Source organism: Variovorax sp. RA8 (assembly GCF_901827175.1).
Taxonomy (GTDB): domain Bacteria; phylum Pseudomonadota; class Gammaproteobacteria; order Burkholderiales; family Burkholderiaceae_C; genus Variovorax.
Genome location: NZ_LR594662.1, coordinates 1,559,337 through 1,576,433 on the forward strand (window position 1 = coordinate 1,559,337; position 17,097 = coordinate 1,576,433).

The 17,097-nt window shown below is 63.8% G+C and carries 14 protein-coding genes and 3 pseudogenes; 6 read left to right on the plus strand and 11 right to left on the minus strand.

Annotated features, from left to right (window positions below):
- Nucleotides 1–10: 10 nt before the first annotated feature.
- Both E5P3_RS07415 and E5P3_RS07420 read right to left on the minus strand, forming a co-directional pair.
- Nucleotides 11–1,006, minus strand: a complete 996-nt coding sequence (locus tag E5P3_RS07415; protein WP_162585389.1) for a Bug family tripartite tricarboxylate transporter substrate binding protein — start codon at nucleotides 1,004–1,006, stop codon at nucleotides 11–13.
- Nucleotides 1,007–1,039: 33 nt separating this feature from the next.
- The gene (locus E5P3_RS07420) at nucleotides 1,040–2,476 is read right to left on the minus strand and encodes an NAD-dependent succinate-semialdehyde dehydrogenase (protein WP_162585390.1); all 1,437 of its coding nucleotides are present in this window, start codon (nucleotides 2,474–2,476) and stop codon (nucleotides 1,040–1,042) included.
- Between the two features lie 115 nt (nucleotides 2,477–2,591).
- Between E5P3_RS07420 and E5P3_RS07425 the strand changes: the two genes are divergently transcribed.
- Nucleotides 2,592–3,566 (plus strand): LysR family transcriptional regulator, encoded by a 975-nt coding sequence (locus E5P3_RS07425; RefSeq protein WP_162585391.1) that lies wholly within the window; start codon nucleotides 2,592–2,594, stop codon nucleotides 3,564–3,566.
- 222 nt (nucleotides 3,567–3,788) lie between these two features.
- On the opposite strand, the pseudogene E5P3_RS35740 reads toward E5P3_RS07425, so the two are convergent.
- A pseudogene (locus tag E5P3_RS35740) lies at nucleotides 3,789–3,914 on the minus strand (NAD(+)--rifampin ADP-ribosyltransferase); the annotation flags it as partial.
- 557 nt (nucleotides 3,915–4,471) lie between these two features.
- Here E5P3_RS35740 and E5P3_RS07435 point away from each other — a divergent pair.
- On the plus strand, nucleotides 4,472–6,238 hold the full coding sequence (locus E5P3_RS07435) for a tannase/feruloyl esterase family alpha/beta hydrolase (protein WP_232073438.1): 1,767 nt from the start codon (nucleotides 4,472–4,474) through the stop codon (nucleotides 6,236–6,238).
- Between the two features lie 199 nt (nucleotides 6,239–6,437).
- Here E5P3_RS07435 and E5P3_RS07440 read toward each other — a convergent pair.
- From E5P3_RS07440 to E5P3_RS07470, 7 genes and pseudogenes are all read right to left on the minus strand, one after another.
- Nucleotides 6,438–6,845 (minus strand): annotated as a pseudogene (locus tag E5P3_RS07440) (SMP-30/gluconolactonase/LRE family protein); the annotation flags it as partial.
- Nucleotides 6,846–6,900: 55 nt separating this feature from the next.
- Nucleotides 6,901–7,788 carry an amidohydrolase family protein gene (locus E5P3_RS07445; RefSeq protein ID WP_162585393.1) on the minus strand — a complete coding sequence of 296 codons (888 nt, stop codon included), beginning with the start codon at nucleotides 7,786–7,788 and terminating at the stop codon, nucleotides 6,901–6,903.
- A gap of 15 nt (nucleotides 7,789–7,803) precedes the next feature.
- Nucleotides 7,804–8,040: pseudogene (locus tag E5P3_RS07450) on the minus strand (tripartite tricarboxylate transporter substrate binding protein); the annotation flags it as partial.
- Nucleotides 8,041–8,087: 47 nt separating this feature from the next.
- Nucleotides 8,088–9,086, minus strand: coding sequence for a Bug family tripartite tricarboxylate transporter substrate binding protein (locus tag E5P3_RS07455; RefSeq protein WP_162585394.1), 999 nt, complete (start codon nucleotides 9,084–9,086; stop codon nucleotides 8,088–8,090).
- A gap of 62 nt (nucleotides 9,087–9,148) precedes the next feature.
- Nucleotides 9,149–10,075, minus strand: coding sequence for an NAD(P)-dependent oxidoreductase (locus E5P3_RS07460; RefSeq protein WP_162585395.1), 927 nt, complete (start codon nucleotides 10,073–10,075; stop codon nucleotides 9,149–9,151).
- Nucleotides 10,072–10,761 (minus strand): RraA family protein, encoded by a 690-nt coding sequence (locus tag E5P3_RS07465; RefSeq protein WP_162585396.1) that lies wholly within the window; start codon nucleotides 10,759–10,761, stop codon nucleotides 10,072–10,074. Before E5P3_RS07465 ends, E5P3_RS07460 begins: the two co-directional genes overlap by 4 nt.
- Before the next feature lie 149 nt (nucleotides 10,762–10,910).
- Nucleotides 10,911–11,888: a Bug family tripartite tricarboxylate transporter substrate binding protein gene (locus tag E5P3_RS07470; protein ID WP_443083281.1), complete on the minus strand. Its 978-nt coding sequence runs from the start codon at nucleotides 11,886–11,888 to the stop codon at nucleotides 10,911–10,913.
- Nucleotides 11,889–12,004: 116 nt separating this feature from the next.
- Here E5P3_RS07470 and E5P3_RS07475 point away from each other — a divergent pair, with 116 nt between their 5' ends.
- Both E5P3_RS07475 and E5P3_RS07480 read left to right on the plus strand, forming a co-directional pair.
- On the plus strand, nucleotides 12,005–12,802 hold the full coding sequence (locus E5P3_RS07475) for an IclR family transcriptional regulator (protein WP_162585398.1): 798 nt from the start codon (nucleotides 12,005–12,007) through the stop codon (nucleotides 12,800–12,802).
- A gap of 91 nt (nucleotides 12,803–12,893) precedes the next feature.
- The gene (locus tag E5P3_RS07480; RefSeq protein WP_162585399.1) at nucleotides 12,894–13,367 is read left to right on the plus strand and encodes a GNAT family N-acetyltransferase; all 474 of its coding nucleotides are present in this window, start codon (nucleotides 12,894–12,896) and stop codon (nucleotides 13,365–13,367) included.
- Nucleotides 13,368–13,439: 72 nt separating this feature from the next.
- Here E5P3_RS07480 and E5P3_RS07485 read toward each other — a convergent pair whose 3' ends face one another.
- Nucleotides 13,440–14,261, minus strand: a complete 822-nt coding sequence (locus E5P3_RS07485) for a hypothetical protein (RefSeq protein WP_197893946.1) — start codon at nucleotides 14,259–14,261, stop codon at nucleotides 13,440–13,442.
- 158 nt (nucleotides 14,262–14,419) lie between these two features.
- On the opposite strand from E5P3_RS07485, the gene E5P3_RS07490 reads away from it, so the two are divergent.
- Nucleotides 14,420–14,674 carry a hypothetical protein gene (locus E5P3_RS07490; protein WP_162585400.1) on the plus strand — a complete coding sequence of 85 codons (255 nt, stop codon included), beginning with the start codon at nucleotides 14,420–14,422 and terminating at the stop codon, nucleotides 14,672–14,674.
- Nucleotides 14,675–15,039: 365 nt separating this feature from the next.
- On the plus strand, nucleotides 15,040–17,088 hold the full coding sequence (locus E5P3_RS07495) for a TonB-dependent siderophore receptor (protein ID WP_162589578.1): 2,049 nt from the start codon (nucleotides 15,040–15,042) through the stop codon (nucleotides 17,086–17,088).
- Nucleotides 17,089–17,097: the final 9 nt, after the last annotated feature.

The following is a 17,097-nucleotide window of genomic DNA, read 5'->3' on the forward strand; positions in this document are numbered from 1 at the left end:
TCTTTCTGTTTCAGTCGAGGGTGATACTTAGGCCTTTAACCGACTCGGCCCATGCCTTGTCCTGCTGCGCAAGGAACTGGCGGAATTGCTGAGGACTGCCTGTATCGGGCTGCATGCCGAGCTGCTCCATGCGATTGCGCAACGCAGGGTCGGCAAAGGCCTGCACGGCCGCCTTGTTAAGCTTTTCCACAATGGCCGGTGGAAGGCCACGCGGTCCCAGGAGTCCGAACCATCCTTGCACGCCGAATGCCGGGTAGCCCGACTCGGCTACCGTGGGCACGTCCGGCAGCACGGAGACACGGCTCGGCCCGGTGATGGCGAGCACCTTGATGCGCTTGTTGGCATGGTAGGTCATGGTCGTCGCCAGCGAAGTCTCGAACGAGAGGTCGACATGGCTGGCGATCAGGTCCTGCATGGCAGGGGCCGCGCCTTTGTAGGGGACGTGAACCATGTCGACCTTGACTGCCTTGGCGAGGATCTCTGCAGTCAAGTGGGGGATTGAGCCGGGGCCCACGCTGGCATAAGTGACTTTTCCGGGGTTCGCCTTTGCGTACTTCACGAACTCCGAGAACGTGTTGAATGGCGTGGCCGGCCCCGCGATGACCGCGCCGGGGGTGTTCACCAGGTTGGTGATTGGCGTGAAGTCGCGAGAGGGGTCGAATGGCAGTTTACGACTCAGGTGCGGCCCAATGGACAGAGCGCTGACGGTAAGGACGCCCAATGTGTAGCCATCAGGGGCGGCGCGCGCGACGACCTGCGTGCCGATGTTGCCCCCCGCGCCGGCGCGGTTGTCGACCACAACTGGCTGTCCGAGTGCGCTGCCCAGCCGTTGGGCCAGTTCGCGGGCTACGACGTCGGTGACACCACCCGCCGGGAATGGCACGACCAAGGTGATCGGGCGGATCGGATACGTGTCCTGGGCAGTGGCGTTGCCGCTGACCCCGCAGGCCAACGTTGTCAGTGCAGCGATGCCACTGAGCCAAAAGCTTCGCTTGGTGAGCTTCATTTTTTGTCTCCTGGTTTTTAGTTCGAGGATCGTTCAGACCTGGCTGACGAACTTCGTGTTGAGGTAACTCTGGATGCCTTCAGCCCCGCCTTCGGATCCATGTCCGCTGTCCTTGATACCGCCAAAAGGAAGTTCGCAAACTATCATCTGGGCGTGGTTGATGCCGATCATTCCTGCCTCCAGCTCGTCGGCCACCCGCACTGCGGTCCGGGCGGATTCCGTGAAGGCATACGCTGCCAATCCGTACGGCAGGCGATTGGCCTCGGTGAGTGCTTCATCGATCGTGTCGAAGGGAACTACGACCGCAAGCGGTCCGAACGGCTCCTCGTGCATCACCTTGGCGGTTGCCGGCACGTCTGTCAGGATGGTCGGCTCCCAGAATAGGCCTGGTCGATCGACGCGCGCACCGCCAGTGCGCACCGTGGCGCCGCACTCGCGAGCGTCGGAAATAAGCGCGGCGATGGCGTCAATGCGCCGTTCGTTTGATACCGGCCCAACCTGAGTATCTGGCTCCAGGCCGTCGCCGATCTTCAACGCTCTGGTTTCCGCGACAAACTTGGCCAAGAAGGCTTCATACACCGGGCGCTGAACCAAGATGCGAGTAGGTGACAAGCAGATCTGTCCCGTTCCTCGGAACTTGTTTGCAGCCAGCAATTTGGCGGCAGAGTTGAGATCCGCATCAGCGAAAACCAGCACTGGGGCATGTCCACCCAGCTCCAGCGTGATGGGCTTAAGCGCATGGCCAGCTTGGGCCGCAAGCAGCCGTCCAACAGGCACCGAACCAGTAAAAGAGACTTTCCGGATCACGGGCGATTCGATCAGGTAACGCGAAATGACGTTGGGCTCGCCAAACACCACATTGAGCACCCCTTTCGGTAGGCCTGCGTCGTCAAGCGCGCGAGCAATCGCCAAGGCCGTCGCTGGACATTCTTCCCCTGGCTTGATGATCACGGAGCAGCCTGCTGCAAGTGCGGCGGCAATCTTGCGGCTCGGCGTGATGGCGGGAAAGTTCCAGGGTGCGAAAGCGGCGACGGGGCCGATAGGTTCCTTGTGCACACGCTGGTGCACACCTGGCCGTCTTGACGGCACTGTGCGGCCGTAGACGCGTCGCCCTTCTTCCGCGAACCACTCGAAGTAGTCCGCTGAGCTGGCTAACTCGTAACGGGCTTCATGCAACGCTTTTCCCTGCTCCAAAGTCAGCAGCCTGGAAATGCTCTCCGCGCGGTCGCGCAGAAGTTCTGCTGCGCGACGCAGCACCTTTGCCCTGTCGTATGCAGGTGTTGTACGCCAAACCTTGAAGCCGCGATCTGCCGCTTGCAGAGCGCGGTCTAGATCTTCCTTGCGCGCGTGTGGCACATGGCCGACGACGGAACCCGTTGCCGGGTTGGTCACCGCTGACGTTTCGCGGCCGGTGCCGTCGATCCACTCTCCATCGATGAATAGAAACAGCTCGTCGTACGAAGCAGTCATTCCAGTCTCCTTTGCTTTGCTTGCTCAAATCCATTGAAGTTGACAGAATCGTAGAAGGGCTGGCCACTAGGAACAACTACTCGGCTCGCTAAACGTCTTTGCAAGGAACGCAAATATGAATCAGGCGCGCACCATGGAGAACCTCGAAGTTTTCGTCGATACCGTGCGGGCTGGCTCGTTCTCCGCTGTCGCACGTCGGAGAGGCGTGGCCGTGTCCTCAGTGGCACGACAGATCGACTCGCTCGAGGAGGAGCTGAAAGCAACGCTCTTCACGCGCTCGACACGCGCGTTGCGCCCGACAGATGCCGGAAATCTCCTGTTCTGCCGGGCGGTCAAAATCTTGAGCGACCTCGCAGATGCGCGCAGCGAAGTCATTTCGTTCGAAGCTGCGGTGGAGGGTGTCCTGCGCGTGAGCTGTTTACCGACGTTTGGTCGTCGATATGTTGTTCCGTGCCTCGCCCAGATGTTCGTGACATACCCTGGTCTGAGTATGGAGCTGGACCTGACCGAGCGTCTTGCCGACCCGACAACTGAGCGACTCGACTTGGCAATCCGTTTTGGCGATCTGCCCGACCGGGCGCTCATCAGCACTAAGCTTGCAGACCAAACCTATGTGGTTTGCGCTTCGCCTGGCTACGTGGCGACGCACGGATCCCCTCAATCTCTAGATGCGCTGGCAAGCCACCGCCTCATCGACAAGCGCCGTAGCCAGAGTCCCCTGGGATGGCGCGAAGTCTTGGGGAATGACCTCTTGCAGTACGGTCATTGTGTGTTCGAAGCCGACGACTTTGATGCCCAGCGCCAGGCCGCCGTCGCTGGAGCAGGCATCGTCCGCTTACCTGATTGGGTGGTTGGACACGACATAGGTCTAGGCGCTCTCGTTGTTCTACATCCGGAAGGTCTGCCGGCAGCCAAGGTGACAGGCATCCACCTCGTCCGAGCGCTGCCCCGCCCCAGTGCTCGCCTAAAGGCGTTTGTGGACGCGCTGACCGACTTCATCGGCAGACCGGCAAGTTGGCAACGCGCAATGAGAGGCGAGTCTTTCAGTCACACCAAAGCCGTATCGACCGAGCTCGCGGTTCAACCGTGAACCGCGAGATCGCCGCATGGGCGACCTGCAACCTGAAGGGCCACCCGCTTCTGCCACCCGAATGGGCGTCAGCTTTCCAGTGTTCGGTACAGCCGCTTTGGGTGGCCCATGCCGGCTGTACAGATTTCTTGAAAGCGGTCGCTCAAGCTCACGGCCAAGCGACTGCGAGCTGCCTGCAGTCACCACGCAGGAGGGGGCGCTGCGTACGCGCTCCTTGAGCTGGCGGATGTACTCCGCATCAAAGAGTTCCCAGGTCTCCAGTTCGCCGATGATCCGAAGCGGCTCCCGGCCACGGTACGAGCGTGTGGGATTGCCCGGAAACTTCTTGTCGGTGACGTTGGGGTCATCCGAGCGGAAGCCCGCGGTGAGCAGGTCGCCACCAGGAGGTCCGCCCGCGTGCCGTGGAAGTAAGCGCCGGTGTAGGGCAGCCTGCGGGTCGCTCCTCTGCAGAAAGAAAAAGCCGCGGAGTCTACTTGCGTCGATTTTTCACGTGACCCGTCATGAGTGAGGCCCCCCTTTTGGGCCTGAGGTTTCTCGGTTGGTGTTGCATCAACCGGTTGAATCCGCAGCCGACTGCGGCCGGCGCCTTCGATAGCTTGGCATTTCTCTCCTTGCGGTAGCTCGCATTGGGCACAGCGGAGAACGCACGGTTGCTGTCCGAACAGGCAATATATTGCGGAAGCAGCAACGTGAGGAACCAGGCTTTCACACCGGGTAGGGCAACCAGAAGCGCCCATCTCAGTGCACGGCGTATTCCCTATGTTGGGGATTACCCCAAGAAAGCTGCCTTGTGTGACCGGCATGATGCTTCATGTGTTCTGGCTGTTCAATTGGCTAGAAAGCACTAAAGTGCATGTCCGCGAGGGAGGAAAACACTCCGTGTCTTTGATCCTTGAGTGTGTTCGATGCCGGGGTGCTGCAACGCCCCCATAAAGCTTAAATCGGAGATACGTATGACGCGAGAAAAGCATTCAAGCCGTTGGCTCGGCGCAGGTAGCCTTGTCGCCTGCTTGACGCTGCTTGCCGCATGCGGTGGCGGCGGCAGCGATGTCGTCATCCCGCCCGTCCCGGACAAGTCCTCGCTCGCACAGGCTTGCACCGGCATGGCAGCTAAAACGGTCGCGGCGGGGCAGATCGGGCTGGCCAGCGGCAGTGCAACCGTTTCATCGGCCGTGCTCGTACCGGCTGTCACCACCTCGCCTGCTTTCGCCGAATATTGCAAGGTGCAGGGCTCGATCGCTCCCCTCACGGCGGGTGCTGATCCGATTCGCTTTCAACTCAACTTGCCGACCGCCTGGAATGGAAAGGCCGTCATGGTGGGCGGCGGTGGGTTCAACGGCACACTCATCGACGCTGTCGCCGCGCTTCGCGACGCAGCGCCGGGCCAAGCGCAGCCGATCACCCAGGGCTTCGCGACCTTCGGCACCGACTCCGGTCACGACGGCACGACTTACGGAGTGACCGACCCCGCCAAGTTCGCGTTGAACGACGAGATGTTCCTGAATTTCGCGCACCAGTCATACAAGAAGGTCAAGGACGTCGCGCACGCGCTGATGCAGCAGTATTACCTGCGCACGCCGTCCAAACAGTACTTCTACGGAGGGTCCGAGGGTGGGCGCGAGGGCCTCACGATGGCGCAGCGCTACCCGCAGGACTTCGATGGCATCGTGTCGGTCGTGCCGGTGATCCACTGGACGGGACTCTTCAACGGCTTCATCAATTACCAGTTGCCACAGTTCTCCGGCGGCGCGATCAACGCCAGCAAGGTGCGCGTGCTCGCCAACTACGTGAACACCGCATGCGACGCACTCGACAACAGCGCGGACGGCGTGGTGAGCAACTACCTCGCTTGCCCGTCGCGCGTCGACCTGCAGACGCTACGCTGCCCTGACGGTGCGGACACGGGCGACACCTGCCTTTCCGACGCGCAGCTGCTCGTGCTCAAGGCATCGTACGGACCGACCGTGATGCCTTTCCCTCTTGCCAACGGGCTCACTACCTACCCCGGCCGCCTGTACGGCGGCGAGATCCAGCTCGGCGGCGAAGGCATCGGACGCTGGGTGACGACGGGCAAAGTGCCTAACCTGCCACCCACTGCGACAGATGCTCGCGGTGTGATCTACGGCAGCAGCTACGCCCGCTACGTGATCGCGAAGAACGCCGCCTTCGACATCCGCACGTGGAACGCCTCGACCTTCCAGGCGCGCATCCAGCAGGTGTCGGCGCTGATGGACTCGACCAGTCCCGATCTCGCGGCCTTCCACGCACGAGGCGGCAAGCTCATCATCCGCGAGAACGCGGGTGACTGGGCGCAGAGCCCGGTGGCCGGCATCCAGTACTACCAGAGTGTCGTCGACAAGCTGACGCAGCCGGTAGTCGACGAGTTCGTGCGCCTCTACGTGTCGCCCGCGTCGAATCACGGCGGTACGGCAGCAAGCCTCACGACAGGCACCGAAGTTCCCACCAGCCACGATTTGCTCACGACGCTCGACAACTGGGTGACGAGTGGCAGCGCGCCAGCCGATGCACTTGTGCAGGTACGCAACTCGCCCACTGCCCCATTCACCACCCTGGCGACGCGCCCCATGTGTCGCTATCCGAACTACCCGGCGTACGTGTCGGGCGACGTGACGAAGGCGGAGAGCTATCGTTGCGTTGCGTCGTTGCCGTGAATCGACACGCTTCTGGCGCAATCACGTCTATGGCAGGCTCCCGAGGGGTGTAACTACAGCCGCCCACTGCGGCTAGGCTCTGCTATCGGAGGAAGGTGCGCGCGCTGAGGCCGGCCGTCCCTTACACCGCGAGAACGCCGGGCGTTGAAGCTGCAGTGCGGCAAACCGACCATGATTGGCGTGCGCTATGGGCTCACGATGCTGCGAGCACGAGGTCATTGAGGCCCTTGAAGCGCTCGGTATTGCGGCGCTCCAGATGCGGCGTAACCGCGCCGGTCTGCACATCGACACGCATCAGGCCGTTCTTGTAGTCGGTCACCAGCAGTGTGTTTGCGTCCAGGAACTTCATTCCGTTCGGCTCGCCGTCGTATTCCGCAATCAGCGCCCACTCGCCGGCAGCGTCGATGCGGAAGATCCGGCCGAACGGAATGTCGCTCACGTAGAGATTGTCCGCATCGTCGAACACCGGACCCTCAAGGAAGGAATCGGTGATGGGTCCGCCGCGATTGGCATCGGACCACACGCTGTTCTCACGCCGTCGAAGCCGGTCCGGCATCCGGCTGAAGATTTCGAGCTCTTTGATCTGTGGGGCTTGCAGAAGGAACATGGCGATCTCCGTGGCTGCCTTGGCCACCCGTTAGAGAAACTGCGCCGGCAGTCGATCAGGCACCATCGAAGTCATACAACTGCGCCGGGTTGTCCACGAGGATGCGATCCACTACGGCGTCGGCGTCGCACCATGAACGCAGCACGTTCAGCAGATCCGCATCGTTGACCGTGCCTGCCGGTGCGGTCGTGTGAGGCCAGTCGCTCCCCCAAATCAAGCGCTCCGGCGCAGCCCTCGCCATCGCCTGGCCCAAGGCGTGCGCGTCGTCGTACCGCGGTGCACCAAAGCGAGATCGCATGTAGACGCCGGAGAGCTTGACCCACGTGTTCCCGCGATCGAGCAAATTGCGTAGCGCGCCAAACGCCATGGCGGAAGGCCCTTCAGCCGGATCGATGAGCGCCATATGGTCGATGACCAGAGAGGTTGGCAGCCTCTCCAACATAGGCGCCAGCATCACCAACTGTTCAGGATGCACGAAGATCTGGATGTGCCATCCCAGGGGCGCCGCCTTCGATGCCAGCGTTCTCAGCATCTCCGGCGTGGTGATGCCCCACGCCTGCGGGGTGACGAAGTTGACCCGCAAGCCGCACACGCGCCGTGCGGCTAGATGACGCAGTTCAGCGTCCGTCACATCCTCATGGACGACCGCGACTCCACGCGCGCGAGCGCCGAGTTGATCCAGTGCGTCGAGCGTGCAGGTGTTGTCGGTGCCGTAGGTCGATGGATTGACCACCACCGCCCGTGTGGTGCCCAGCCGCGCCTGGAGCTTCCGGTAGGCCGCGACATCGGCATGCGGTGGCTGGCGCTTCCAGTGTGGCGAAGGTGCGAACTTCGGATCGAACACATGCATGTGGCTGTCGCAGGCATTGGCGGGCAATGCGCGCGAGGGCCGGTCGAGCCCGGCGGAATGCGGGACGGGATCTGTGATCTCACCTTTGATCATGGGTGATCAATCCGGCGCCTTCGCCACAAAGGTGGCACCGATCGTGCCGCTGGCGCCAGCGCGGTTGTCGACGATCACGCTCGTGCCGAGCTTCGCGCCCATGCGCGCGGCGAGAACCCGTGCCAGGGCATCCGCCGAGCCGCCGGGCGCGTAGGGCACCACCATGGTGATGGGCCGATCGGGGTACGCTGCATGGACTGCAGTCCCTGCGAAGGCGCAGGAGGCCAGCAGGAGGTTGATCAGCGTCTTCATGGTCATGTCTCTATGTCGGAAGGGAGATGCGTTGGACTGGGTCGTCATCATTCGGTCTTCAGGTCCAAGGCTCGCGAGAGATCCCCGTACACCTGAGCTTCGTGCACCAGTTGCGCCTTGAAGGCATCGGCGCAAGTGTTCTGTGGCTCCATTCCCAGGGCCTGAAGCTTCTCCATGGTCGCCGGCGCGCGCACGAACTCGGTGGAGACTCGACGAAGTTGGGCGAGGACCTGAGGCGGCGTTCCTGCAGGCGACAGCAGGCCATACCAGGCGTCGGCCGCGTAGCCCTTGACTCCCGCCTCCTCGAAGGTCGGCACATTCGGCAGAAGGGACGAGCGCTTCGGAGCGGCCGTCGCCAATCCGGTCAGCTTGCCCGACTGCACCTGGGGCAGCACGGACCCGAGCGTTGCGAAAGAACTGTCGACCTGCCCGCCGACCAGATCGGTGATGGCCTGGGCTGCCCCCTTGTACGGGATGTGGTTCATGGAGATATCGGTGATCTGCGCGAACCTCGCGCCTGCGAAATGGCCGGAACTGCCGCTGCCGGGCGTGGCATAGGTGCGCTTGCCCGGCGCACTCTTGACCTCCTGCAGAAATGCGCCAAGCGTCTTGACTGGCATCGACGGCCCGACGACCAGCACCGTTGGGCTCACCGCGAGCGAGCAGACGGGTTCGAACGATCGGACGGCATCGAACTTCACCCGCTTGCTGTAGAGCGCCGGAATCATCGTGTGATTGGTCGCCGCCAGGAGCAATGTGTATCCGTCCGCCGGCGCCGCCGCGGCGGCTTCGGCCGCGAGGATCGTGTTCGCTCCCGGTTTGTTGTCCACGATGAAGGGCTGGCCCAGGGCGCGCGAGGCATAGTCCGCGAAGCTTCGCGCAACCACGTCGGTCGGTCCGCCTGCCGAGAAGCCCACGAGAATTCGCACCGGCTTGGTGGGCCAGGCGGTCTGAGCATGCGCCCCCGGTGGGGTCGCCAGGCAGAGCCCGGCGAGCCCCAAGGCAATTGTGGCTGTGCGCAGTCTCGTTGTCGGAAGGTTCTTCATCTGTTTGTCTCCTTGTGGCTGGACGATGTCCAACGGTGGTCTTGGCCCAACTCTTGTGGGAACTACGCGGGCGCCCCCTGCCGGGCCAGGACTGCCAACAGGTTCTTCGCGGCAGCCACACCCATGTTCACGTAGGCATCGCGTGTGACGCCTCCGATATGCGGGCTGAGCACCAGGTTCTTTTCGCCCTGGAACGGATGGCCCGGCGCCATGGGCTCTACCGCAAAGCTGTCGAGCCCGGCCATCGCCACGCGGCCGGACCGGATCGCCATCAAGAGCGCGGGTTCGTCGATCAGTCCGCCGCGAGCGGTGTTCACCACGATGACGCCCGCCTTGCACTGCGCCAGCGTGTCGGCGTTGACGAGGCGGCGGTTTTCCTCGGTTAGCGGGCAGTGCAGCGAAATGACGTCGGACTCGCTCCAGATCTCCGGCAACTCGACGCTCTTGACGTGATCCGGCAGGCCGCTGGCAAACGGATCGAAGCCGATCACCTTCATACCTATCGCATCCGCCATGCGTGCAAATCGCAAGCCGATGGCGCCGAGCCCGATCAGTCCGATCGTTCGACCGCCCAGTTCAAGGCTCTTGTGCGTCGCCTTGTCCCAATGGCCGTCGTGCATGCGCGCATTCAACTGCACCACCGACTTGGCACACGCCAACAGCAGGGCCAGCGCCTGTTCGGCGACCGCCGCGGCATTTGCACCGGCCGCTGCGACCACTTCGATCCCCCGGGCCTTCGCCGCAGCCTTGTCGATGGTATCGGTGCCGCTGCCGTGCTTGGAGATGACCTTGAGCGAGGGCGCGGCGTCCATTACCGCGCCGCCGACCTTGCCGTAGCGAACGATGATGGCCACCGGATCGTGCGTGCGGCAAAGGGCCACGAGATCCGCTTCGGTCGGCGTCCTGCCCGCGTACACCACGTCGCGACCTTTGAGCAGGCTCAGTGCCTCGGGCGCGAGATCCGCGCCGGTGACGAGGATCGCGCTCACAGCGTCTCTCCTTCTTTCAGCACGCCGGCCGTGCGCAGCGCAGCATTGAGCCACTTGGCGGCGGTGTCGCCTTCCTTGATGGCAGCAATGCGGGCCGTCTCGTCCTTGACCTTCTTGGCAGCCAGAGGAAGCAACGCCTCGATCTTCTCGCGCTCGACGACGACCACGCCATCGCCATCACCGATGATGAAGTCGCCCGGACGGACGGTCACGCCCCCGACGGACACGGGGTGCCCGATTCGGCCGCCGATGTTCTTGGTGGGTCCGTTCGGATTCGTGCCGACGGAGAACACCGGATAGTCCATCTCGTCGATCTCGAGGCTGTCGCGGCATGCGCCGTCCATCACCACGCCTGCAATGCCGAGCTTCTGGCACGCGGTCATCATGATCGTGCCCATGAGAGCGGAGCTCTGGTCGGCCTTACCGTCGATGACCAGCACATCACCGGGCTTGGCCATGGCGATCGCCGCATGGATCATCAAGTTGTCGCCGGGACGCACCTCGACGGTGAAGGCGGTGCCGGCCAGCTTCATGCGTGGGCGCAGCGCCTTGATGCGGCCGTTCATGGCACCGCGGCGGCCAGCCACGTCTGCCAGGATGGCGGGCTGAAGTTCTGCGGCCTGCGCAACGATGGCGGCGGGCACGCGCGGGAAGTCGCGAATGATTTCGGGAAGCTGGTCGCTCATGACGGTCTTTCGTACGAAGATGGGAGAAGGTGAGGCAGGGCATGGCTGCGCCCTGCCGAGCCGTGTAGGCGTTGTGGACTGGCGTTTCCTGCGGGAGCCGGTGACGTCGCGGAGATGCGGAAAGTTTGTGAGGTTCCTGGGCAGGGGGGTCAGTCGACCTTGGCGCCGGACTCCTTGACGACCTTGCCCCAGCGGCCGATGTCGTCCTGAATCAGCTTGCCGAACTGCTCAGGCGTGCCGCCGAGCACATCGACACCCTGGCCTTCGAGCCGCTTCTTGACTTCGGGGTCCTGCAGTGCCTTGTTGAAGGCCCCATTGAGCTTGGCGACGGCGTCCTTGGGCATCGCCGCGGGTCCCGCCAGGCCGAACCACGTCACGGCTTCAAATCCCTTGTAGCCGGACTCACTCACCGTCGGCACGTTGGGCAAGTCGTTGACGCGCTTCTCCGAGGTGACTGCAATCGCTCGCATCTTGCCGCCGCGAATGTGGCCGATCAGCGTCGGGATCGAAGACATGTAGAGCTGGATCTGACCACCGATCAGATCGGTGGTGCCCTGCGCCGCTCCTTTGTACGGTATGTGGGTGAGCTTGATGCCGGCCATCTTCTGGAACTGCTCGACCGCGAGGTGGGCGACGGTTCCGCTGCCCGAGCTGGCGTAGTTGATGGCGTCCGGCTTGGACTTGGCCGCCGCGATCAGGTCCGCCAGCGTCTTGTAGGGCGAGTCACTCGCGACCACGAGCACGAGGGGCGAGCTTGCGATGAGGCCGATCGGTGCGAGGTCTTTCACGGGGTTGTACGGCAGCTTCGCGTACAGCGTCGGATTGATCGCCAGGTTGCTTGTCTGGCCAAGGACAATGGTGTAGCCATCGGGCGCTGCCTTCGCGGCTGCATCGACGCCGAGGTTGCCGCCCGAGCCTGGTTTGTTGTCGATGACCACCGACCAGCCTTGCTGCGCGGCCACCTTGTTCGCCACCTCGCGCGCCACGGCGTCGGTGCCGCCACCTGCCGGGAACGGCACGATCAGCTTGATCGCACGAGAGGGGTAGTTCTGCGCGAAAGCGGTGCAGGAGGCGAATGCCGCGACCGCCACCAAGGCGGCGCGGCGAGAGGATGCGAGCTTCGAAATCTTCACAGTTGTCTCCAGTTTGTAGTTGACAGTTCGTCGCCCGTTCCAGGCTTGGGCGAACTGTAGATTTGCGTTCCGATACGTACAATGGGGGTCCACTGTGTGAACCACGAACCATGGCACGAACCAAAGCGGGCAACAAGCCGGCGCCCCCTCCCGCAGCCGAAACTGAAGCTTCCGATCCTGATCGGTCAGGCGGCGTCACCGCCGTCACGAGGGCCCTCCAACTGCTCGAATCGTTCGGCATGCAGGACCAGCGGCTGTCCCTGGCGGAGCTGACGCGCCGCAGCGGCATCCACAAGACCACCGCCTTGCGCCTGCTGCGGACCCTGGCTCACAGCGGCTATGTGGTTCAGCGGGAGGACGGCGAATGGCGTCTGGGGCCGGCCGCAGGATGGCTCGGTGCGCGCTATCAGGCCGCATTCGACGTCAACAATGTCGTCGAGCCGATGCTGCTCGAATTGACGCAGGCCACCGGCGAGAGCGCGGCGTTTTATGTGCGCGAAGGAAACATTCGGACGTGCATCGCGCGCGTCGAGGGACCGCAGCCGATCCGCCATCACGCGCGGATGGGCTCGGCGCTTCCTTTGGACAAGGGTTCACCAGGCCGCGTGATCCTGGCCTTCTCGGGCGAGCCCGGCGCCATCTACGAGGAAATTCGACAGCACGGTTACCACTTCTCGATCGGCGAACGCGAGAAGGGTGTGGCCACCGTCTCCGCGCCAGTGTTCGGCTTGAATTGGCGACTGCTCGGATCGGTCTGCATCTCGGGGCCTGCGGAACGCTTGCCGAAGAACAAGCTGATTCGATATGCCAAGACGATCATGAAGGCCGCAAATGAGTTGTCGTACGCACTTGCTGGCAGTTCAACCCCGCAGACGCCGAGGGTGGTCTCTTCGTGGCACCCGCATTGACGTGGGGCGCCGTAGCCGCGGGTGAAGGGCCGCTTTTGGGTCTCGACTTCAGCACTGCGTACTTCCGGATTGGAAACATCGTGAGGAGCGCATGAAAATTCGCCGGTTCAGGATTGGTGATGAAGCCGCGTTGTTCCGGGTGTACTTCTCGGCCATCCATGACGTCGCCTCCCGCGACTACACACCTGAACAGGTCGAAGCATGGGCCCCGGCGGACCTCGACGCGGACCTATGGGCCCATCGAGTTCGGGGGATTCGCCCCTTCATCGTAGAGATTGCAGACGAAGTCGTCGGCTATGCAGACGTCCAAGAGGACGGATATATCGACCACTTCTTCGTGTCGGGCGCTCATCCGCGACAAGGAATTGGGACCAGGCTGATGGCCCGTATCCATGAGGAGGCCAGGTCTTTGGGTCTGACTGCACTAACGTCGGACGTGAGCAAGAGTGCCGAGCCTTTTTTTGCCCTCCATGGATTTCACGTTGTCGAGCGGCGATTTCCAGTCCGTCGAGGCGTGACACTTCAGAACGCTTTGATGCGCAAGGTCCTATCGCATCGGGGCTGAGCGTCGCGGCTACTGCGTCATAGCCGTCAGAATGCGGGCCGAATTTCGCCTTGCCTGGGTCGAGTCCATCGCTCAGGATGCTCTCTGTTCAAGCAGGTCCTTCAACTTTGCGAGGTCTCGTCGTACATGAGCGACGTCTGCGTCAAAGTTCTCCTGGCTGACGCCCGCCTGTCGAGGCACAACGAAGGTCAGCAAGCAGCCCTCCCCACAAGGCGTGACCCGGAATGCGTTGCGGACGCTGAAGCCATCCGGTAGCGTGACATCGTGGTCAAGAACGCCGAATGGATTGGCGGGAGCCATCACCACTTCAACCTCGCCCATCGGCGAGTCGGCAAACCATTTGCCGTCACGTTGGTCGATACCCTTGGCCAAGCCCGACGCCCAAAGCGGCAGGTTGTCCATTCGACTGGCGAAGGCGTAGGCGACTTCCGCCGAAACACCGACCGTCTGGCTGACGACACCGGGTTTCGACGTTGGCGGCGGCGTCAGCTGTTCAATGACACGAATGCGGCGAACGACAAGCTCGTCAATATCCAGCCGGCGAATTCGAGCCCGACCCACAAAGAGCCGACCGATAGACAGGGCCCCGATGGCCAGGGCACCAAGCGCGGCGGCGCCAATCAGGGTGGAGCCCAACGCAGACGTACCGATAGCGTGCGCGCCCGTTGCGGCCGCCGGCAGGGCGCGTGCGGATTTTGATGGCATTAAGTTCACTGAAACACCTGGGGCAACCGTGAGCCCTTTAGGGCGGCAATTATGTGTCCGGGCCTCGGACGGAGCCTTCCTCGCTGCCTTGACCGATGATCCGGCCTGCCTGATCGCAGCCGGTGCCTGGCCGCCGCGCGTGGCGAGACCCTGCAGCCGGTGGAGAATGCCGCCGAGCTCGGCATGCAACACAATCTCCGGCCTGATCGGCGATCCCGGGCCGTCCCTGTGCAGATCCCTTGCAGGGAGCGCGACGCCATGGGGTTGAGCCGCCCGCTGTGCTCTTTCAAAAGGAACCGACGTTGAGGCAATTAGAAGACAGGGGAGCGCATGTGCTGAGGATCTCCGTGCTGTTCGTCGTGGCGAGCTGTTTCCTGCTGGGCCTGGAAAGCTATCGGGGCGAGCAACTCCAGGCCCGCCGAACTGCGGAGCAACGCGAACTGCTGGCGCGCCTGGAATCCATCGGTCGCGCGTCCGTGTCGCAGCTGGTCGCCGACTGGCGGCTGGCGTACTCGGAACCGAACGAATACCAGCTCGAGGAACTGCGCGGGCTGGTCGCGCAATTGCAGTCGGACCCGGGCGCGCTCGAATCGCGGCCGTGACCGGCGTCGCGTTGTTCGGGCGCTTCGGCTCCCGGCAGGCCCGCCGGTGCCTTCCGCCGGCTCCGGCGAAGAAGCGGTTGCCCGGCCGAGCGAGCCCCACGTACTCGCGCAGCATGCGGCCCCCCGCATTCGCGGCGCAATAGGCCGCGACGCTGGAGCTCGGGGACGTTGCGGGCCTCTCTGCAGCGCCAGCACCCGCTCCCGCTGGCAGCACCGGAAACCCGCAGCGCGCCGAGGGCAAATGGTTTCCAAGTAGAACAATTCGTCAATAGAATGCGAATCACTCTCAACAGTATTCACGGGACGAGGACTTGATTTCCAGCTTTTTCAAGCGGCCCAAGGCCGCATCGCTTCTTGCGGGGTACATGGCCATTTCAGCTTCATCGCCGGGGTTTGCGCAAACGGCCAGCGGCGGTGCCCTGCCCGAGGTGCGCGTCGATGCGAACGCCGAGGTCGAGACCGCGACCACGCCCGTGATCGGCTACCGAGCGAAGAATGCCGTGACCGCGACCAAGACCGACACGCCGCTGGCCGAGACGCCGCAGGCGGTGACGGTGATCACGCGCGACCAGATCGTCGACCAGGGCGCCACCAACCTGCAGGACGCGCTCACCTACGCGGCTGGTGTGCGCTCGGACGCCTATGGCCTGGATGCGCGCACCGACTCGGTCCGCGTGCGCGGCGCCTACCCGGATGTCTTCCTCGACGGTCTGCGCCAGGCCTACGGCTACTACACCAGCACGACGCGCACCGAGCCCTACATGCTGGAGCGCCTCGAGGTGCTGCGCGGCCCCTCGGGCATGCTGTTCGGGTCGGGCACGGCGGCCGGCATCGTCAACATGGTGAGCAAGCGGCCGCTGCAGGAGGCGCAGCGCGAGGTCGGCATGCAACTCGGCAGCTGGAACCGCCGCCAGCTCCAGGCCGACCTGACCGGCCCGCTGAGCGCCGACGGCCAATGGTCGTACCGCCTGATCGCGGTCGCGCGCGAAGCCGACACGCAGGTCGACTTCGTCCCCGACGACCGCCGGATGATTGCGCCCTCGCTGACCTGGCGTCCCAGCGCGGCCACCTCGCTCACGCTGCAGGGGCTCTACCAGAAGGACAAGAGCGGCACGACCTCGCAGTTCCTCCCGTGGGAGGGCACGATCCTGCCGAACCCGAACGGCCGCCTGCCGACCAGCCGCTTCATCGGCGAGCCCGGCGACTACTACGACAGCGAGCGCAAGACCTTCGGCTGGCTGTTCGAGCACAAGTTCAACGACACCTTCACGTTCCGCCAGAACTTCCGCCATGCGCGCAACGAGAACGACAACAGCTACCACTACGGCGACTTCTTCTCGATCCCCGGCGGCTGGGGCCTGGACCCGATCTTCAAGCGCCGCCTGGGTCGCGTCCTCGACAGTTACCTCACGCGCAACCGCATCGACACGCTGGACAACCACCTCGAGAGCCATTTCGAGACGGGCGCGCTCAGGCACACGCTGCTGGCCGGCGCCGACTACTCGCGCCAGCGCGAGAATGTCTGGGGCGCCAGCACGTACAGCGACATCGACGCCTACACGCCGCTCTACGGTTTCCGGCAGGAGCCCGAGCGCGTGGCGCTGCCGCGTACGAAGCAGCGCGCGACCGGCGTCTACCTGCAGGACCAGATCAAGCTCGGCAACTGGAACTTCATCGCCGGCCTGCGGCACGACCGCGTCGTATCGGGTACCGAGGGCAGCGAGGACGCCCGGGACAGCGCGACCACCAAGCGCCTGGGTGTGCTCTACGCCTTTCCCTCCGGCTGGTCGCCGTACGTGAGCTACGCCGAATCGTTCACGCCGCAGTCGCCGCGGATGGGCCACGTGTTCACGCCGCTGCGCGGCGAGCAGTGGGAGATCGGGGTCAAGTACGAGCCCGCCGGCCGCAGCCTCGCCTTCAGCGCTGCCGCTTATGACCTGCGCGAGAAGAACCAGATTTCCCAGCCGCTGCCGAACGTCTACCAGCAGCTGGGCCAGACCAAGACCCGCGGCGTCGAGCTCGAGGCTCGCGGCTCGATCACGCCCAACCTCGACGTCACGGCGCACTACAACTACACCGACCTCGACGAGCAACTCGAAGGCCTGCCGCGGCATCAGGCGGCGGTGTGGGCCAAGTACCGCTTCGCCATCGCGGGCGTGCCCGGCTTCTCGGCCGGCGCGGGCGTGCGCCACATGGGCGCGTTCCGCGACGTGTCCTTCGGCGGCTACGGTCCCCGCATCCCCAGCGTCACGCTGCTGGACCTGGTGTTCGCCTACGAGACGGCCAGCTGGCGCTATGCGCTGAACATCAACAACGCGACGGACAAGGAGTACTTCAGCACCTGCCTGTCGCGCGGCGACTGCTGGTGGGGCACGCGCCGCAACATCGTGGCCAGCGCCACGTACCGCTTCTAGCCCCGAGGA

Excerpts from the sequence above, each read along its gene's own strand:
- E5P3_RS07475 (WP_162585398.1), top strand. The coding sequence starts at position 12,005 with ATGGCACGAACCAAAGCGGGCAACAAGCCGGCGCCCCCTCCCGCAGCC.
- E5P3_RS07495 (WP_162589578.1), top strand. The coding sequence starts at position 15,040 with ATGGCCATTTCAGCTTCATCGCCGGGGTTTGCGCAAACGGCCAGCGGC.
- E5P3_RS07420 (WP_162585390.1), bottom strand. The coding sequence starts at position 2,476 with ATGACTGCTTCGTACGACGAGCTGTTTCTATTCATCGATGGAGAGTGG.
- E5P3_RS07455 (WP_162585394.1), bottom strand. The coding sequence starts at position 9,086 with ATGAAGAACCTTCCGACAACGAGACTGCGCACAGCCACAATTGCCTTG.
- E5P3_RS07445 (WP_162585393.1), bottom strand. The coding sequence starts at position 7,788 with ATGATCAAAGGTGAGATCACAGATCCCGTCCCGCATTCCGCCGGGCTC.
- E5P3_RS07415 (WP_162585389.1), bottom strand. The coding sequence starts at position 1,006 with ATGAAGCTCACCAAGCGAAGCTTTTGGCTCAGTGGCATCGCTGCACTG.
- E5P3_RS07425 (WP_162585391.1), top strand. The coding sequence starts at position 2,592 with ATGAATCAGGCGCGCACCATGGAGAACCTCGAAGTTTTCGTCGATACC.
- E5P3_RS07465 (WP_162585396.1), bottom strand. The coding sequence starts at position 10,761 with ATGAGCGACCAGCTTCCCGAAATCATTCGCGACTTCCCGCGCGTGCCC.
- E5P3_RS07480 (WP_162585399.1), top strand. The coding sequence starts at position 12,894 with ATGAAAATTCGCCGGTTCAGGATTGGTGATGAAGCCGCGTTGTTCCGG.
- E5P3_RS07435 (WP_232073438.1), top strand. The coding sequence starts at position 4,472 with ATGCCGGGGTGCTGCAACGCCCCCATAAAGCTTAAATCGGAGATACGT.